A 15,771-nucleotide genomic window follows, 5' to 3' on the forward strand; every position below is an offset into this window, starting at 1 on the left:
TTATGACCGCAGGTCAAAACCGCATACCCGTGAATCTTGACTATGCCGCCTCGACGCCCATGCGCGCCGAGGCGCTCCTTGCACAGCGCGAATACGACGACAGCGAGCTTGCCGGCGTCAACCCCAACTCGCTGCATTCGCTCGGCCGCAAGGCCGCCGCACGCCTAGAAGTGGCGCGTCGCGAGATAGCCCGTAGCTTTGGTGCACGCGTTCGCCCGTCCGAGATCATCCTTACCAACGGCGGTACCGAGGCAAACCAGCTTGCGCTCCTCGGACTTGCCGAGGGCGCCCGTCAGCGCGATCGCAAGCGCGACCGCGTGATCGTGTCGGCGATCGAGCACGATTCGATCCTGGACAACCTTCCGCTGCTGCGTGCCGCCGGATTTACCGTCGAGCTGGTGCAGCCCTGCCGTGCGGGTTATATTGAGCCTGCCGCGCTAAGCGACTTGCTCGGCGACGACGTGGCGCTCGTGAGCATCATGGTTGCCAACAACGAGACCGGCGTGGTACAGCCCATCCGCGAGCTTGCCGCGGCCGCGCATACCGTGGACGCCCTGTTCCACACCGATGCCATCCAGGGCTATCTGCATATTCCGCTCGATGTCACCGAGCTGGGCGTCGATGCTATGTCCGTCGCGGCCCACAAAATTGGCGGTCCTGTGGCATCCGGTGCGCTCTACCTTAAGACCCGCACCCCACTGCGTCCCCGCATCTTTGGCGGCGGACAGGAATCCGGACGTCGCGCGGGCACGCAGGACCTGCGCACGCAGTTGGCCTTTGCCGCCGCCGCCCGCACGTTGGCGCCCCATGTGGCCCAGGAGCGTGCGGCGCTGCAGGCCCTGTCCGATAAGCTCTACGCCACGCTTACGGCCCACCCGCGCATCCACGCCACCATGGTCGACTATGCGCATGTCGACCGTCTGCCCGGCATGGTATCGATCTACATTGATGGCATGGACTCCGAGGAGCTTATCATCAAGCTCGACGCTGCCGGCTTTGAGGTATCGGCAGGCTCGGCATGCTCGAGCGGCAGTATGGACCCCAGCCACGTTTTGAGCGCGATGGGCATCGGTCGCGAGCAGGCATTGGGCGCACTGCGCATTTCCTTTGATGACCGCGTGAATCCGGGCGATCTGGACGAGTTTGCCCAGACGCTACTCTCGATCGTAGGCGCTGCATGATCGTCGCCGAGCTTGAGCGCGCGCTGCTGGCACGCTATCCCAAGACCGATGCCGAGAGTTGGGACCATGTAGGACTCTCCGTCGGCGACCCTGCCGCGCAGATTACCAGTGTTGCCTGCGCACTCGATGCGACCGAAGCCAATGTGCACCGCGCCCAGGAGGCCGGCGCCAACGTGTTGCTAACGCATCATCCCATCTATATCAAGGCGCCCGAGGCGTTTTGTCCGTCGGATTCCGCACGCCCCCAATGCAGCGCGGCGCTCTACGAGGCAGCGTGTTGCGGCGTGAGCATTATCTCGCTCCACACCAACTTGGACCGCTCGCACGAAGCCCGTGTCTGCCTGAGCAAGCTGCTGCGTTCCGCAGCCGTGAGCTCACTGGAGCACGTGGACGACCCCGAGGCCACCGGCCTGGGCGCGCTTGCAACGCTCAACGACCCGTGCACGCTGCGCGATCTTGCCACCCGTGCTGCCACGGCCTTCGGCAGCGACCCGCGTGTGTGGGGCGAAGCCGAGCACGCATGCCGTACCGTCGCTATTTTGGGCGGCTCCCTGGGCGACTTTGGAGAGCTCGCCATCGCCGCGGGCGCAGATGTCATCGTAACCGGCGAGGCGGGCTACCACGTGGCGCAAGACCTTGCCTTGCGCGGGCTGCCGGTGATCTTGCTCGGCCACGACCGCTCTGAGGAGCCGTTCGTTGATATATTGATGAACTCTGCAGTTGACGCCGGGGTCAACCCCCGTCATGCGATTAAAATACTAAACCCTTGCCAATGGTGGACTGTGACAAAAGGAGAGAACTTATGAGCGCCGGCGCTACGCTACTCAAGCTGCAACAGATCGATTTGGAGCTCGCCCGCAACAAGAGCGAACTTGCCAATATGCCGGAGCTCAAGGAGCTCGCTTCCAAGCGCAAGACCTATGTGAAGCTCAAGTCCGAGATGACCAAGCTCTACGCCCAGCGCAAGGATCTGGACATTGAGCTCGACGATCTCAACACCACCGAGATTCAGACCAACAACGCCATCGAGGCTGCCAAGAAGCGCCACGTCGACGGCTCCGACTACCGCGAGGTTCAGGACCTGGAGAATGAGCTTGCCACCCTGGCCAAGCGTCTGGACAAGATTGAGCACACCCGCAAGGACGTCGTTGTCGCCCACAAAGAGGCGCTCGATCGCGAGGCTCGCGCGCAGGCAATCATCGCCAAGTTCGAGGAAGGCGTGAAGGCCGATACCAAGGCCGCCCGCGCCAAGGCCGCCGACCTGCAGGCTCAGATTGATGCCGCCACCAAGGAGCGCACCGCGCTTGCTGCCACGCTGCCCACCGACGTGCTCACCGATTACGAGCGTCTGCTCAAGCAGTTCCGCGGCCTGGCCGTCGAGACCATCCAGGGCAACATCCCCACGGTCTGCCACACCGCGTTGCAGGCATCGTCCATGAGCGACCTCAACCACGACGGCAGCGAGATTACGCACTGCCCGTACTGCCACCGTCTCCTGGTACTCCCGAGCAAGGAAGCCTAGCGATGACGGCGGCATCCAACAATTCAATGCAACTTGAGGGAAAAACGATCCTGCTGGGCATTACCGGCGGGATCGCCGCCTATAAGTCGTGCAATATCGTGCGCCTGCTGCAAAAGCGCGGCGCGCGCGTCAAGGTCGTTATGAGCGAGCATGCCACCGAGTTTGTGGGCCCGCTCACCTTCCGTGCGCTCACCAACGAGCCCGTTGCCGTGGGTCTCTTCGACGATTCCTCCGACCCTATCCACCACATTTCGCTGGCGCAAGAGCCCGATCTGGTGGTCGTGGCGCCCGCGACGGCCAACATCATCGCCAAGATGGCCAACGGCATCGCCGACGACCTCATCTCCACCACGCTGCTTGCGACGCCGCGACCCATCGTGATCGCACCCGCTATGAACAACGGCATGTGGAAGGCGCCAGCGATGCAGGCCAACATGGCCACGCTGCGCGAGCGCGGTGTCCATGTGGTGGGTCCGGGCAGCGGCTACCTTGCCTGCGGCGACGTGGACACGGGACGCATGAGCGAGCCCGAGGACATCGTCGAGGCTGCCTCCAGGGTGCTCAATCCCGTGCCGCAAGACCTGGCGGGCAAGCGTATCGTGATTACCGCCGGCCCCACGCACGAGCCGATCGACCCCGTGCGCTTCATCGGCAACCGTTCATCGGGCAAGATGGGCATCGCCCTTGCGGGGGAGGCAGCTCGCCGCGGTGCTGTGGTCACGCTTGTGCTGGGACCGACATCGCTCGATGTTCCCCACGGCGTAGAGTGCGTACGCGTGCAGACCGCCGCAGAAATGCTGCAGGCGGCGCTGAGCGCCTTCCAGACGGCCGATGCGGCCATTTGTGCGGCTGCCGTCGCCGACTACACCCCCGCAGCCCCTGCCGACCATAAGCTCAAAAAGGCCAACGAGCGCTTGGATCGCATCGAACTGGTCGAGACGGTCGATATTTTGGCCGAGCTCTCGCGCCAAAAGGGCGAGCGAAGCGTGATCGGATTTGCGGCCGAGACCGATAACGTTGTCGAGTACGCGCAGCGCAAGCTCGCGCGCAAGGGTTGCGATGCCATTATCGCCAATGATGTCTCGCGCGCCGATTCGGGCTTCGGAACCGATACCAACAAGGCTTGGATTGTTAGCACAGCGGGTACGCAGGAACTTCCCGTGCTAACAAAACCCCAGCTCGCAGATACAATTTTGGACCTGCTTCAAAATTTGTAAAAAAGTTCTTGCACAAGGGCAAAGTTTCGGGTTAATATACTCCCTGTTGCGAGCGAGAGCAGAGCAACAAACAAAAGCTTCGGGACGTGGCGCAGCTTGGTAGCGCACTTGACTGGGGGTCAAGGGGTCGCTGGTTCGAATCCAGTCGTCCCGACCAGAAGTTTGCAGGTCAGGCACCTAGTGCCTGACCTTTTTTGTTTTAGGCAATTGCTTAATTTTGATTAAGCAACAGGGTGCCAAAAATCTACCTACGCGATAGTCGCCTTTTGCGGTTACTTGCGCGTTTTGCACGCACTTGAGCCGATTTATTACCGCGATATGAATCTACATACGCGTAGCTGGTATACAGCCGGGTACAGGTTGTATTTATCGCGGCGACTTACACAGATATAGCGACTGTAACGAACAAGTGTGTCGCTGTATTTATTCCAGTAGTTCACTTGATCGGTGGACAAGTGGGCTGTTGCAACGAAATGCCAAGCGGGATGGACTCCATACGAGGACGCCGCAGGAGTAATGGCGAGGGAGTGCGGCAAGCACTCTGAGAGCCGCTGTGTGACCCCATGTCTCCTTAACTCGATTATTTGTGTTTCAAGCCACGAATCGGTCGAGCAATTGCCAAAAGAAAGGCCCATGCAGGATTGCACGGGCCTTACATCAGATCAAATTTGAGTTAGAAGCACTAAACGGGGCAGACGCAACACCATCTCGTCGCGGCCTCGGCGAGCGACATATCGCAGTCGAGGTAGACATCGAGGAAGTCGTCAGATCCCGCACAGGGGGACCGCGATGGTGGCCACCGCGCCGCCCGAGGGGCTGTTGGCGAGCGAGACGGAGCCCCCGTGGGCGCTCGCGGCCTCGGAGGCGACGTGGAGGCCGAGCCCGTAGTGGCGGCCTCCGTCACGCGAGGAGCGGGAGGAGTCGTCTGTGAAGAGGCGCTCGCAGCCGCGTTCGAGGGCGGCGGGAGAAAAGCCCGGTCCGTCGTCGGCGACCTCGATGACGAGGTGCCCGCCCGCGACGTCGCAGGAGACAGCCACGCGCGAGCGCGCGTGCTCGGCGGCGTTGGCCACGAGGTTCGCGGCGGCTCGCGCCAGGGCGGTTCGGTCGAGCGGGGCCTCGGGCGCGCCCGCGACAGCGGGGCCCGTGGCCGCGTCGAGCGCCACGCCTCGAGCCCGGGCGATCTGGGCGGCCTCGGCGAGGACCTGTTCGCAGAGCTCGGCCGGCCGCATGGGGGCCCTCTCCGCCCCGCCGGACCCGCGCGAGGCCTCGATGAGCAGGCGCACGTAGCCGTCGAGCCTTTCGACACTGCCGGCTATGTCGCGCGCGGCGGCCGAGAGGTCGCCGTCGTTCTCGTCTTCCAGCTCCTCCGCCACGAAGTCGGCGTTGGCGCGCAGCACGGTGAGCGGCGTCTTGAGGTCGTGGGCGAGCGACGCCACCTGCTCGCGCTGCCCCCGCTCCGCGGCCCAGCGGGCCTCGAGCGACTCGGCGAGGGAGGCCCGCATGGCGTCCATCGCGGCGAGGACGTCGTTCACCTCGCGCACGTTGGTGCTGCCGACCGCGAAGTCGAGCTCCCCCGCGCCGACGCGCCCCGCCGCCTCCGCGAGCGGCGCCATCTTGCGCGAGATCACGCGGCTCGCGCGGCGCGCCACGAGCGCGAGCGCGAGCGCGCTTCCCGCCGTGGCGCCGACGAGCATGAGGCTCTGCGGGTTGGGAAGCAGGCCGGCGAGGTCGCGCGAGACCCACTGCGGCAGGTACTCGCTGACGAGTGCGCAGGCCCCGCCGCCCTTGAGCGGGAACGCGGCGTAGGTGAGGCCCGAGCCCCCGCCCTCGATCTCCACTGTGCCCGGATCCGCGGCGAGTGCCGTACGGGCCATTTCCGTCGCGTCCTCGAGCCGCGTGCTCTCGAGGTCTGTCATCAGCACGTTTCCGTCCTTGTTCAGGATGAGGTAGCGGTACGCCGTCGGCACGTCCTGCTGCCCGCAGACGCCGTCGCGTGCCAGGCCCTCCGCGACCTCGCGCGCATTGGCCGGCCCCCAGCTTGCCTCGTAGACGAAGCCCGCGTTGATCGCCATGGAGAGCACCGTGAACGAGGCGAGCCACGCCGTGGCGACCGCCGCGAACGCGTAGGCGAAGTAGCGCGCGATGACGAAGGAGAGCGGCATGCCGCCGCGACCTCGCGCCCCGATCCTCAGAGCTGCCACTTGTACCCCATCCCCCAGACGGTCGCGATCGGATCGGCGCCGGCCTCGGAGAGTTTCCTCCGGGCGCGGCTGACCTGCATGGATATGGCCGCGTCGTCGGCGTCGCTCTCCCAGCCGAGTACCGCCTCGCGTATCTGCGCGCGGCTCATGACCTGCCCGGGGTGGCGGGCGAGGTACTCGCAGATGGCGTACTCGGTGGGCGTGAGCGGCACGGCCTTGTCGCCCACGGCGAGGCCGCGCGCCCCGAGGTCGATCCGCACCTCCCCGAAGGAGAGGGCGTGCGAGCGCGGTCGGCGCTCACGGCGTAGATGGGCCGCGACCTTGGCGCGCAGTTCCGCGGCCCCGAAGGGCTTGCGGACGTAGTCGTCGGCGCCCAGGCCGTAGGCGGCCACGGCATCCTCCTCGGCCACGCGCGCGGTCAGGAAGACGATGGGCCCGTCAAAGTCCGGGCGGATCTGCCGCACGAGCTCGAAGCCGTCGAGCCCCGGCATCATGACGTCGCAAAGCACGAGGTCGAAGCGCGAGAGGTCCATCCCCGGGACCGCTGTCGGGTCCGCCGCCCTGACGACCTCATGACCGTCGCGGCCGAGGACGCGCGCGAGCGCGTCGAGGATCGCCCGTTCATCATCCACTGCCAGTATCCTCGCCATGTTGACCTCCTGAAACTCTCGTCGGAATTGTACTAGCGCCGCACTCAGCGGTCCAGAGCCCTGCGCGCAGCGCCGACCCCCAGCCGGCGTCGAGCAGGGCATTCCCGCCCAGGACGAGCGCTGCGGAGAAGAGGACGAGCATGGCGGCGAGCGGCTTCCTACGCATCTGCCCTCCCGTCCTCGAAGCGGCAGAACCAGGCGAGAAGGACGGCGTCGGCTGCCAGGGTGAGCACGAGGCCAGCGAACGCAGTCGTGAGGAGAGGGCCCGCCGCGTGTGCGGCGTCGATAAAGGCCTCCCCCCCGAGCGACCCCAGTCGCGCGGGCCAGGCGAGCGGCACCCAGCTCAGGGGCGTCGCCAGGGCACCGGTGAGCTCGCCGGTCATGAGGCCGTGCGCAAGTCCGCCCACCGAGAAGAACGCGAGGAGCACCCCCGCAGCGCCGGCGCCGATGGCGGCGTTGCGGCCGAGGCGCAGGGCCACGCCGAGCCACAGCGCGTAGAGGGGCAGGCTGCCCAGCACGATGCCCGCCCACGCGGCCGCAAGCGGAGCGGGCCCGAGCGGCAGGCGCCCGGCAACGGCGAGCACGGCCCCGAACACGCCGAGCGCCACGGCCAGCGCGGCGGCGCCGAGCGCCGCAAGGGCGAGCAGCTTCGCCGCGACGGCGCGTCCGCGCGAGGGGACCGCCGTAAGGTTGGCGAGGCGCCCGGCAGCGCGCTCCTCGTCCACGGCGAGCCCGCAGACGATGGCGGACATGAGCGGCATGAGGGCGCCGAGGAACTGGGCGTAGGCGTCCGCGCCCAGCGCCGGGTCCCATCGGGCTACTGAGAAGTACTCGCCGCAGGCAAGACCGGCTGCCAGGCCGCAGACGAGGTGCACCGCCGTGAGCGGGGAGCGTGCCAGGCGCAGGGCCTCGGAGAGCAGGGCCCGCGAGAGAGTCATGCGCGGCGTCGGGTCGGATAGTCGCGTCACGGCCATCACCTCTCCTCGGAGCGCGCGAACCAGGCCGCGCCCGCCGCCGTGAGCGCGGCGAACGCGAGCGCGCAGACCGCAAGGCCCGCCAGCGTGAGCATGCCATCCGCCGCGAGCGCCCCGCCGAGCGCCATGTCCGCCGCGAGTGGCTCGCCGCTCGGCAGCACGGGGATGAAGCTCGTGGGGATGACCATGCTCGCCGAAGGCGGAAAGAGCTGCGGCAGCGGCACTAACGACCAGGCGAACCCACCCACGAGTTGCGCGGCGAGCGGGCAGAAGATGCCCGCGAGCATGCCGAGCCGCGCCGTGAGGAAGAGCCCTGCGGGGATCATCCACGCCGCGGTCACCGTGTTGACGAGCGCGCAGAGGAGCATCGTGAGCGTGCCCGCGGCCGTGAGGCCCTGCGAGGAGAACGCCGATCCCGCGAGGTAGATGCCGAAGACCACGAGGTTCGAGAGCGTGCAGAGCGCGAGGCACCAGAGCGCCTTGGCCCACCAGGCGCGCCCGAGCGGGAAGCCCAGGCCCAAAAGCCCCCGCATCCGCGTGCGAGCGTCCGCCCGCGCGACGCACGCCACCACGAGCGAGAGACACACGGGCAGGAAGAGCGCGTACCAGTAGTTCCACGCGCTGAAGATCTGCACGCCCCGGTAGGGCATCGCGCCGAGCAGCGGCATCGGCAGCGCCATGAGCACGGCCAGGCGAACCGGTGCCGCGTGGCGCGACTTCAGGGCCTCGGCGCGCAGGGCCGCGAGCAGGCCGCCTTTCTCGCCCGTCATGCCGCCACCTCCCCGCGCGCTCGTCGCCCTTCCCGGCAGAAGCTCATGAAGAGTTCCTCGAGGTCCTGCCCGGGCCGAAGCGCATCCTCGTAGGCGAGGCGCCCCCCGCAGATGATGCCGATGGTGTCCGCCATCTGCTGCACCTCGGAGAGGATGTGGCTCGAGACGATCACCGTCGTACCCGCCGCCGCGAAGCCGCGGATCTGGTCGCGCAGCTCCTCGATGCCGATGGGGTCGAGGCCGTTGGTGGGCTCGTCGAGCACGAGCAGGCGTGGCCGGGCGATCAGCGCCAGCGCGAGCCCCAGGCGCTGCCGCATGCCCATCGAGAAGCGCCCGGCGCGCTTCTTCCCGGTGTCCGCGAGGTCCACGGCGGCGAGCACCTCATCTATGCGGCTCTCGGGAAGGCCCAGCAGCGTGGTGCGCACGCGCAGGTTCTCGCGCGCGGTGAGGTTGGGGTAGAGCGGCGCCTCCTCGATGAGGCTGCCGATTGCGTAGAGGTCCTCGCGGCGCCAGGCGTGCCCGGCAAAGAGGATCTCCCCGGCCGTCGGCCGCAGCATCCCGCAGATCATCTTGAGCGTTGTCGACTTGCCGGCGCCGTTGGGGCCGAGCAGCCCGTACACCTCGCCCTCGCGGATATGAAGGCTCACGTCGGCCACGGCGTCCTGCGCTTGGTCGCCGCGGCCGAAGCGCTTGGTGAGCCCGCGCGTCTCGAGCATGTAACCCATGGGTTTATCCTTTCTCTTCCGGGCGCGCGGGCCGAGCCACCGTGCCCGCGCGCCTTACCTTTCGGGTTCACCATCCATGGTGGGGCGCGTTTCTAACGAAGCCGTAACGGCCGTTGGGTTCTTTTGGCGCTAGCCCTTCTCGACCCGCACATCATGATTAATTTGCTTAAGGCAACTACTTTCCCGACCGATGTAATCACCGAATCAAAACGTGTACATAAGCCATCAAAGATGCCGAAAAATGTCATATTTGGAGGCTGATGTACACAAATGCAGAATCCCGCACAACCCAGTAGCATCCTCCATATGTCTGGACTCTCTATGCTTACGCTGGATAGACATCGCCAGAACGGGTATAGTATCGAAAGTTATGTCGTTTACCAGCGGGGGAGTCCTGTGGGCATCAAGAAGAAGATCAAAAAGGAGCTTATCGGCACCTCCGATTACCCGTCGAATAAGATCTTCACGATCTCCAATTTCATCACCTTTACGCGCCTCGTGCTCACGCTGGTCTTTCTGTACCTGTTTGTGACGGACAACAACCGTGTCGTCGCCATTGTCATCTATGCCATCGCGGCCTCCACCGACTGGATGGACGGTCAGATTGCCCGCATGACCAAAACGGTCTCATGGCTCGGCAAGGTCATGGATCCCATCTGCGACCGTGCGCTGTTGTTTACCGGCGTGCTGGGCCTGGTCGTCCGCGGCGAGCTTCCCATCTGGGTCTGCGTGCTCATTATCGGCCGCGATATCTACCTGGGCATCGGCACGCTCACCGTGCGGCACTACCACCGGCGCCCCATCGACGTCGTCTTTCCCGGCAAGATTGCCACGGCACTGCTCATGACCGGCTTCTCGCTCATGTTGCTTGGGTTCCCCGTCGTGGACGGCTGGCATCTGCTACCCGCCACGTTCACGGCGTTCCCGGGCCTCAATGGCAGCTCGGTGCCCCTCGGCATCTTTTTTGTCTACGGCGGCGTCATCTTCTCCATGCTCACCGCTGTCATCTATACCATTAAGGGAGGGGTGGCCATTAAACAGGCCATCGCGCATCCCGAGGATGAGGACATCGACTTTCTGAACCCTGAAATCGAAGACTGATTCGTTGGGGTATGATTACGTACGGTTCATTATTTGCGGCACGTCCGCGATAAGTTAGGGGTTGTCATGGACAACATGGTTAACAATATGCCTCAGAATGATAAGACTGCTGACGCTACCTGCGTATTCCGCGTGCCTTCAAGCGACGTCACCGTTCCCGACCTCATGGCCAACGTGCGCATCACCGCCCCCGTTCTGTCCATCGTCAAGGGTCCGCAGACCGGAGCTGCCTTTGAACTCGAGGACGACGTGACCACTATCGGCCGCGATCCCGCGAACGGCATCTTCCTCAACGACATGACTGTCTCGCGCAGCCACGCACGCATTATTCGTGAGGGCCTGGGCGCCCGTATTGAGGATCTGGGCTCGCTCAACGGCACCTGGGTCGACGGCGCCATCGTCAACGGTGCTCCGCTGCATGACGGCTCTTCCGTTCAGATCGGTACGTTCACGCTCATCTACCACGAGAGCACGCCGGAGCGCATCGAAACCGGTGAATAGGTAATGGCCGAACGCAACTATCTGAGTATCGGCCAAGTCGTCAACCTACTTCGAGGCGCATACCCCGATCTATCGAACTCAAAAATTAGATTTCTAGAAGATGAGGGGCTCATCGCCCCTCATCGAACGCCTAAGGGGTATCGCCAGTACTCCAAGGAAGACGTTGATCGTCTCGAGGTCATCCTGCACCTGCAGAAGACCCGCTACATGCCGCTCAACGTCATTAAGCAGCGCTTGGAAAACGCTTCGGACCTGTCCACTTTGGCTTACGAGGTGGGTCTTCTGTCCGATGTCCCGCTTAAGACGGAGCCCAAGGAGACTAAGCAAAAGCTGCACCCCATCGAGACGATCCCCGACATGCTCGGTGTTGAGATCTCGTTTATCCGCTCCCTTGCCGAGAACGATCTTATCCGCATCATCAAGAGTCCGCAGAACCGTGAGCTCGTCGATGGCCGAGATTTCCCGATCATCCGTTACTGCTCGGAGCTGTCGCGCTTTCACATTGAGCCGCGCAACCTGCGCCAGTACGTATCGTCGGCAAACCGCGAGTCTTCGATGTTTGAGCAGGTGCTTGTGAGCATGCTCGGCATGGATACCTCCGATGACGAGCGCGACGCCAAGCTCGAGCGCGCTTTTAAGAAGCTGCACGACCTCACCGAGGGCGTGCACACCGCGCTACTTAAGAACCGTGTCTTTGAGTCGCTCAACGCCGTGGTCGAGGACGCTGACATCGATGCTCTCGATGAGGAGATCGCGCGTTCCGAATCCACCAAGACTAAAAGCGATGGGGCAAGCGTCCCCGCGGTTGCCGCACACGACGAGTCGCTCGTACACCCGTCCAAGGTCATCGTCACCTCGCATAGCTCGTCTGCTAACACGGGTAAATAACCGCCGTCCACCCGGCAATCCATGAAAGGTCATGCCATGTACGACTTCGAATCTCACATCGTCGATATCCCCAACTATCCCGAGCCCGGAGTCGTCTTTAAGGACATCACACCGCTCTTTGGCAATCCCGAGGCCCTGAAGGCCATGGTGGATGCCCTGGCCGAGCATTTTGCCGACATGGGCATTACCAAGGTCGTGGGACCCGAGGCCCGCGGCTTTATGGTCGGAGTTCCCGTGGCCGTCGCCCTGGGCGCCGGCTTTGTTCCCGCACGTAAGCCGGGCAAACTGCCGCGCAAGACGGTCAGCGAGAGCTACGAGCTCGAGTATGGAACGGATTCTATCGAGATCCATGCCGATGCTATCAGCTCTAAAGATACCGTGTTGATTCTGGATGACTTGGTCGCGACGGGCGGAACCGTCGAGGCAACAGGTAAACTGGTGCGAGATATGGGCGCAAAGCTTGGAGGCTATGGCTGTATCCTTGAGCTTGCGTTTCTTAACCCGCGCGAGAAGCTCACGCCTTCCCATGAGGACGTTGAGCTCTTTAGCCTGGTAACGGTGGACTAGCCGTTACCCTAGTACTGGAAAGGAAGCTCCATGCGCACAGCAAATACGCACAGAAATATGGCACGCTGCGCTGCTACGGCAACCCTCGCTTGTGTTTTGGGCTTGGGCCTCGTGGCTCCGGCCTACGCCGATACCGCATCCGACCTTGCCGCTGCTCGTACTAAACTCGAGCAGATTGGCACGCAAACCCAGCAAATTCATGATGAACTCTCCGCACAGACGCAGGAACTTGATCAGACTGCAGGCGAGATCACGCAAAAGCAGCAAGAGATTGCCGAAGGTCAGGCAAAGCTTTCGACCTACGTTGCCGGTGAGTACAAGACCGGCGGCCTGAGTCTCCTTCAGGTTCTGACGGGCGTCGACGATCTGGGCGATATGCTCAACCGCCTGTTCTACTACGGTAAGGTGTCCGACAAGCAGGCCCAAACCATTCAGGAGGTCAAGGACCTTAAGCAGCAGCTTACCGATAAGCAAACCGAGCAGGAGAAGAACGTCGCCGCGACACAGAAGAAGGTCGACGAGCTCAATGCCCAGCAGGCTGATGCCCAGAGTGTCGTGAACTCCCTGGATTCACAGTTACAGGCCGAGCTTGCTGCCGAGGCCCAGGCCAACGCCGCGCTGCAGGCTGGCATAAATGCTAGCACCGCCGAAAAGGCCACGGTGAGCAACGACACCGCAGGTACGACCGTGAACACCGACAAGGGTGGCGGTACGACCAACGACGGCGGCGGAAACACGCCCGCACCCGCGCCCGCGCCCGCTCCCACTCCGCAGCCCCCGGCGCCCGCTCCGGCGCCGGCTCCGGCTCCGACGCCTTCCGCACCGAGCCAGTCCGTTGATGGCGGTTCCGTTGTTTCGCGCGCCTATAGCAAGCTCGGATACGCTTACTCTTGGGGCGGCATTGGGCCGAACAGCTTTGACTGCTCCGGCTTTGTGAGCTACTGCCTCACGGGACGCTACTGCCGTCTGGGCACCACCGGCACCTTCATGGGTTGGACCCGTGTGTCCGATCCGCAACCCGGCGATGTTGTGGTTAACTCCTACCATACCGGCATCTATATCGGTAATGGTCAGATGATCCATGCTTCCGACTACAAAACGGGCGTCATCATCAGTTCCGTCGCAGCCGGTATGAACAACAACTACATCTTCGTACGCTACTAATTTATTACTATAGCGAACGAACGTGGGCCCCGCGATCTTGAGTCACGAGGCCCATTCTTTTTGCCCCCACCTTTTGCCTTGAGATCAGCACGGCTATCTAGTATTCAAAACTAGATAGCCGTCCATTCAATCAAAAAGATGGCTATAATTGTTGGGGAACAATTAGAAAGGACCCTCAATGAGCTGGGCACTTATCTCCGATTCGAGCTGCAATCTTCGCGATTGGCAACCAACCGCACCTCATACCACCTTCGCATTTGCACCCCTTAAGATCCGAGTGGGGGAGCGAGAGTTTATCGATGACCTCACGCTCGACGTGCACGAGCTCAATAGCGCCGTGCAGGCGGAGTCGAGTGCTTCTTCAAGCGCCTGTCCAAGCGTAGGGGAGTGGGCCGAACTCTTTAGGCTTGCCGACAAGACAATCTGCATGCCCATCTCCGAGGGAGTCTCGGGAAGCTACAATGCCGCGGCCACCGCACGTGACATGGTGCTTGCCGAAGAGCCCAACCGTCAGATTCATTTGGTTAACTCACGAGCCGCAGGTGGCAAAATGGACCTAATCTTCCTGCTGTTCGACCGCTACCTCGCAAACAATCCAGACGTTTCATTTAAAGAAGCCTGCGGCTATTTTGATGCGCTGGAGCAGAACAGCAAGATCCTCTTTAGCCTGTGCAATTACGCAAACCTCGCAAAGGCCGGACGTATCCCTAAGGCGGCCGGTGTTATTGCCAACAAGCTCAATATCCGCATTTTGGGCACGGCGAGCGAAGCGGGCAAAATTGAACTCGTTGGGCACACGCGTGGCGAAAAGAAGATGCTTGGCAAGATTATCGACACCATGGAGGCCGAAGGCTTTACTGGTGGCGAGGTCGTTATCGACCATGTCGAGAATGAGGCGGGCGCCCAGACACTCGCCAGCCGCATTGCGGAACACTGGCCCGGGTCAAAGACCATCATCATGCCCTGTAACGGGCTAGATTCATACTATGCCGAGATGCACGGCCTCATTATCGGCTACGGCATGGGCGTGGCTTCGGGCCGATAATGTACAACTTGACAAACGCACGGGCGGGATAAGGGGGCAATGGCCCCTTATCCCGCCCGTCTTATACCTCGGTTAGCTATGAAACCCATTGAACTTGAGGTAGCTCATCAGATATGCCTTCGAAACGAAGGACGATACCGCACTGCGTACGAGCAGTGACTCGCGCGTAACCTGATGTGCGGTATCGGGCACGGGAGTCTGCTCAACAGAAAACGCCGCACGAATCGATGATTCAAGTTGATCAACCACATAATCGAAAGCCGTCGGAGCGTCGTAGCTCAAACGCTGAATATTAAAGAGCGCCTGAATCGCAGCGATGGGTAGCACCTGCTTAAAGATACAAATAGCGATGAGACGCGCAATCTGCTCACGGCCATACTGCTTTTTAACCGGAGCAGGAACGAGACCGACCTTCACGTAGTTATTGATCATCGATGGCGTGATAACGGGCTGCGCTACGCAAATCGAAAGCGGCTCCATCCACAGCGCAACATATTCAATAACCTGATCGCGATAGAGCGTTACATTGGGCAGCTGGTCATAGCGTGGCAGGCTCAATGCGTTGAGTTTACCCACCATATCGGACTGAATAAATGCATCCGGTAGCACCGTCGGCTGAATATCCTCCGGCTTAATGCTGACCGATGTATCGGACATCGGGATAACATGTTTGACGTGGTTCATAAGAGGCCTCCGTTCGTTTTATATATTGTATTCTAGGTTATCTAGTTTTGCATACCACATAGCCGCTAAGTAAAAGTGGTTGGACAGCACATTGATGCACCGTCCAACCACTTTGTTTATTTTGAAAAAGAGATAAAATCAATATATCCCTTTTCCCCAATTTTTACAACGGCATTGTAGGGCTTTTTCTCTTTGTTTTTGATTCCTTTTACCAGGGTTTCTTTTCCCTCCAGTAATTCTTTTACATTCGTTTTGGTTAGTTTTTTCTTTCTAAAAAGCGATATACTAGATATAACGAAACAACGAACTGAATAAAGAATACAAAAAAAGAGCCACGACCAGTTAAAGCCTGAGAAACTTTAACTGCGAGCCTTAATTGATTACCACCAATCAATTAAAGAAGTCGAGACCCAAAATTTGGTAAAGTATTTAATTACTTTATTAATCAGATACTTAAATATCTGTAAACCCATTATATCGGGTTTTTGAGGGGATTTCAAGTCTTTAAGAAGATACCAGGCAATCAATTAAGAAACCCTTGATTATCAACTTTATCCGAACACCTCCCACATTCATCCGCA

Annotated in this window: 16 protein-coding genes, 1 tRNA gene and 1 pseudogene; 11 read left to right on the plus strand and 7 right to left on the minus strand. The window is 61.7% G+C overall.

Features of this window, described 5'->3' with window-relative positions:
* Positions 1-2: 2 nt before the first annotated feature.
* The 5 genes from DW870_RS08060 (at position 3) to DW870_RS08080 (ending at position 4,077) form a co-directional block, all read left to right on the plus strand.
* A complete protein-coding gene (locus DW870_RS08060) occupies positions 3-1,181 on the plus strand; it encodes a cysteine desulfurase family protein (protein WP_117877376.1) in 1,179 nt (392 codons plus the stop codon).
* Entirely contained in the window at positions 1,178-1,987 is an 810-nt protein-coding gene (locus tag DW870_RS08065) for a Nif3-like dinuclear metal center hexameric protein (RefSeq protein WP_117877378.1), read from the plus strand. Before DW870_RS08060 ends, DW870_RS08065 begins: the two co-directional genes overlap by 4 nt.
* The gene (locus DW870_RS08070; protein WP_117877380.1) at positions 1,984-2,703 is read left to right on the plus strand and encodes a zinc ribbon domain-containing protein; all 720 of its coding nucleotides are present in this window, start codon (positions 1,984-1,986) and stop codon (positions 2,701-2,703) included. The genes DW870_RS08065 and DW870_RS08070 overlap by 4 nt, the downstream gene beginning before the upstream one ends.
* A gap of 2 nt (positions 2,704-2,705) precedes the next feature.
* Complete coding sequence (coaBC, locus tag DW870_RS08075; RefSeq protein WP_233547410.1) at positions 2,706-3,920, plus strand: bifunctional phosphopantothenoylcysteine decarboxylase/phosphopantothenate--cysteine ligase CoaBC; 1,215 nt, start codon at positions 2,706-2,708, stop codon at positions 3,918-3,920.
* A gap of 80 nt (positions 3,921-4,000) precedes the next feature.
* Positions 4,001-4,077: transfer RNA gene (locus DW870_RS08080), tRNA-Pro, on the plus strand.
* A 607-nt stretch (positions 4,078-4,684) separates the two neighbouring features.
* Here DW870_RS08080 and DW870_RS08085 read toward each other — a convergent pair.
* The 5 genes from DW870_RS08085 to DW870_RS08105 form a co-directional block, all read right to left on the minus strand.
* Positions 4,685-6,082 carry a sensor histidine kinase KdpD gene (locus DW870_RS08085; RefSeq protein WP_117877382.1) on the minus strand — a complete coding sequence of 466 codons (1,398 nt, stop codon included), beginning with the start codon at positions 6,080-6,082 and terminating at the stop codon, positions 4,685-4,687.
* 26 nt (positions 6,083-6,108) lie between these two features.
* Complete coding sequence (locus tag DW870_RS08090) at positions 6,109-6,771, minus strand: response regulator transcription factor (protein ID WP_117877383.1); 663 nt, start codon at positions 6,769-6,771, stop codon at positions 6,109-6,111.
* Positions 6,772-6,929: 158 nt separating this feature from the next.
* Positions 6,930-7,745: a lantibiotic ABC transporter permease gene (locus tag DW870_RS08095; protein ID WP_117877385.1), complete on the minus strand. Its 816-nt coding sequence runs from the start codon at positions 7,743-7,745 to the stop codon at positions 6,930-6,932.
* A complete protein-coding gene (locus DW870_RS08100; protein WP_117877387.1) occupies positions 7,745-8,515 on the minus strand; it encodes a hypothetical protein in 771 nt (256 codons plus the stop codon). The genes DW870_RS08095 and DW870_RS08100 overlap by 1 nt, the downstream gene beginning before the upstream one ends.
* Positions 8,512-9,240, minus strand: coding sequence for a lantibiotic protection ABC transporter ATP-binding protein (locus tag DW870_RS08105; protein ID WP_055250122.1), 729 nt, complete (start codon positions 9,238-9,240; stop codon positions 8,512-8,514). Before DW870_RS08105 ends, DW870_RS08100 begins: the two co-directional genes overlap by 4 nt.
* 396 nt (positions 9,241-9,636) lie before the next feature.
* On the opposite strand from DW870_RS08105, the gene DW870_RS08110 reads away from it, so the two are divergent.
* The 6 genes from DW870_RS08110 (at position 9,637) to DW870_RS08135 (ending at position 14,506) form a co-directional block, all read left to right on the plus strand.
* Positions 9,637-10,341, plus strand: a complete 705-nt coding sequence (locus tag DW870_RS08110) for a CDP-alcohol phosphatidyltransferase family protein (RefSeq protein WP_117877389.1) — start codon at positions 9,637-9,639, stop codon at positions 10,339-10,341.
* 66 nt (positions 10,342-10,407) lie between these two features.
* The gene (locus DW870_RS08115; protein ID WP_199573636.1) at positions 10,408-10,842 is read left to right on the plus strand and encodes an FHA domain-containing protein; all 435 of its coding nucleotides are present in this window, start codon (positions 10,408-10,410) and stop codon (positions 10,840-10,842) included.
* A 3-nt stretch (positions 10,843-10,845) separates the two neighbouring features.
* The gene (locus tag DW870_RS08120; RefSeq protein ID WP_117877391.1) at positions 10,846-11,730 is read left to right on the plus strand and encodes a MerR family transcriptional regulator; all 885 of its coding nucleotides are present in this window, start codon (positions 10,846-10,848) and stop codon (positions 11,728-11,730) included.
* Between the two features lie 36 nt (positions 11,731-11,766).
* Entirely contained in the window at positions 11,767-12,297 is a 531-nt protein-coding gene (locus DW870_RS08125; RefSeq protein WP_199573638.1) for an adenine phosphoribosyltransferase, read from the plus strand.
* A 30-nt stretch (positions 12,298-12,327) separates the two neighbouring features.
* Positions 12,328-13,461 (plus strand): NlpC/P60 family protein, encoded by a 1,134-nt coding sequence (locus tag DW870_RS08130; RefSeq protein WP_147349121.1) that lies wholly within the window; start codon positions 12,328-12,330, stop codon positions 13,459-13,461.
* Positions 13,462-13,639: 178 nt separating this feature from the next.
* Positions 13,640-14,506, plus strand: a complete 867-nt coding sequence (locus DW870_RS08135; RefSeq protein WP_117877397.1) for a DegV family protein — start codon at positions 13,640-13,642, stop codon at positions 14,504-14,506.
* Between the two features lie 72 nt (positions 14,507-14,578).
* On the opposite strand, the gene DW870_RS08140 is transcribed toward DW870_RS08135, so the two are convergent.
* A complete protein-coding gene (locus DW870_RS08140) occupies positions 14,579-15,190 on the minus strand; it encodes a DUF1836 domain-containing protein (RefSeq protein WP_199573640.1) in 612 nt (203 codons plus the stop codon).
* Between the two features lie 116 nt (positions 15,191-15,306).
* Positions 15,307-15,465 (minus strand): annotated as a pseudogene (locus DW870_RS09620) (topoisomerase C-terminal repeat-containing protein); the annotation flags it as partial.
* Between the last annotated feature and the right edge of the window lie 306 nt (positions 15,466-15,771).

It is taken from the genome of Collinsella sp. AM38-1BH, assembly GCF_003467545.1.
In the GTDB taxonomy this organism is placed as follows: Bacteria; Actinomycetota; Coriobacteriia; order Coriobacteriales; family Coriobacteriaceae; genus Collinsella.

What these genes read in the sequence shown, in the direction of transcription:
- DW870_RS08140 (WP_199573640.1), bottom strand. Translation starts at nt 15,190, where the DNA reads ATGAACCACGTCAAACATGTTATCCCGATGTCCGATACATCGGTCAGC.
- DW870_RS08100 (WP_117877387.1), bottom strand. Translation starts at nt 8,515, where the DNA reads ATGACGGGCGAGAAAGGCGGCCTGCTCGCGGCCCTGCGCGCCGAGGCC.
- DW870_RS08060 (WP_117877376.1), top strand. Translation starts at nt 3, where the DNA reads ATGACCGCAGGTCAAAACCGCATACCCGTGAATCTTGACTATGCCGCC.
- coaBC (WP_233547410.1), top strand. Translation starts at nt 2,706, where the DNA reads ATGACGGCGGCATCCAACAATTCAATGCAACTTGAGGGAAAAACGATC.
- DW870_RS08105 (WP_055250122.1), bottom strand. Translation starts at nt 9,240, where the DNA reads ATGGGTTACATGCTCGAGACGCGCGGGCTCACCAAGCGCTTCGGCCGC.
- DW870_RS08125 (WP_199573638.1), top strand. Translation starts at nt 11,767, where the DNA reads ATGTACGACTTCGAATCTCACATCGTCGATATCCCCAACTATCCCGAG.
- DW870_RS08135 (WP_117877397.1), top strand. Translation starts at nt 13,640, where the DNA reads ATGAGCTGGGCACTTATCTCCGATTCGAGCTGCAATCTTCGCGATTGG.
- DW870_RS08120 (WP_117877391.1), top strand. Translation starts at nt 10,846, where the DNA reads ATGGCCGAACGCAACTATCTGAGTATCGGCCAAGTCGTCAACCTACTT.
- DW870_RS08065 (WP_117877378.1), top strand. Translation starts at nt 1,178, where the DNA reads ATGATCGTCGCCGAGCTTGAGCGCGCGCTGCTGGCACGCTATCCCAAG.
- DW870_RS08130 (WP_147349121.1), top strand. Translation starts at nt 12,328, where the DNA reads ATGCGCACAGCAAATACGCACAGAAATATGGCACGCTGCGCTGCTACG.
- DW870_RS08095 (WP_117877385.1), bottom strand. Translation starts at nt 7,745, where the DNA reads ATGGCCGTGACGCGACTATCCGACCCGACGCCGCGCATGACTCTCTCG.
- DW870_RS08090 (WP_117877383.1), bottom strand. Translation starts at nt 6,771, where the DNA reads ATGGCGAGGATACTGGCAGTGGATGATGAACGGGCGATCCTCGACGCG.
- DW870_RS08115 (WP_199573636.1), top strand. Translation starts at nt 10,408, where the DNA reads ATGGACAACATGGTTAACAATATGCCTCAGAATGATAAGACTGCTGAC.
- DW870_RS08070 (WP_117877380.1), top strand. Translation starts at nt 1,984, where the DNA reads ATGAGCGCCGGCGCTACGCTACTCAAGCTGCAACAGATCGATTTGGAG.
- DW870_RS08085 (WP_117877382.1), bottom strand. Translation starts at nt 6,082, where the DNA reads ATGCCGCTCTCCTTCGTCATCGCGCGCTACTTCGCCTACGCGTTCGCG.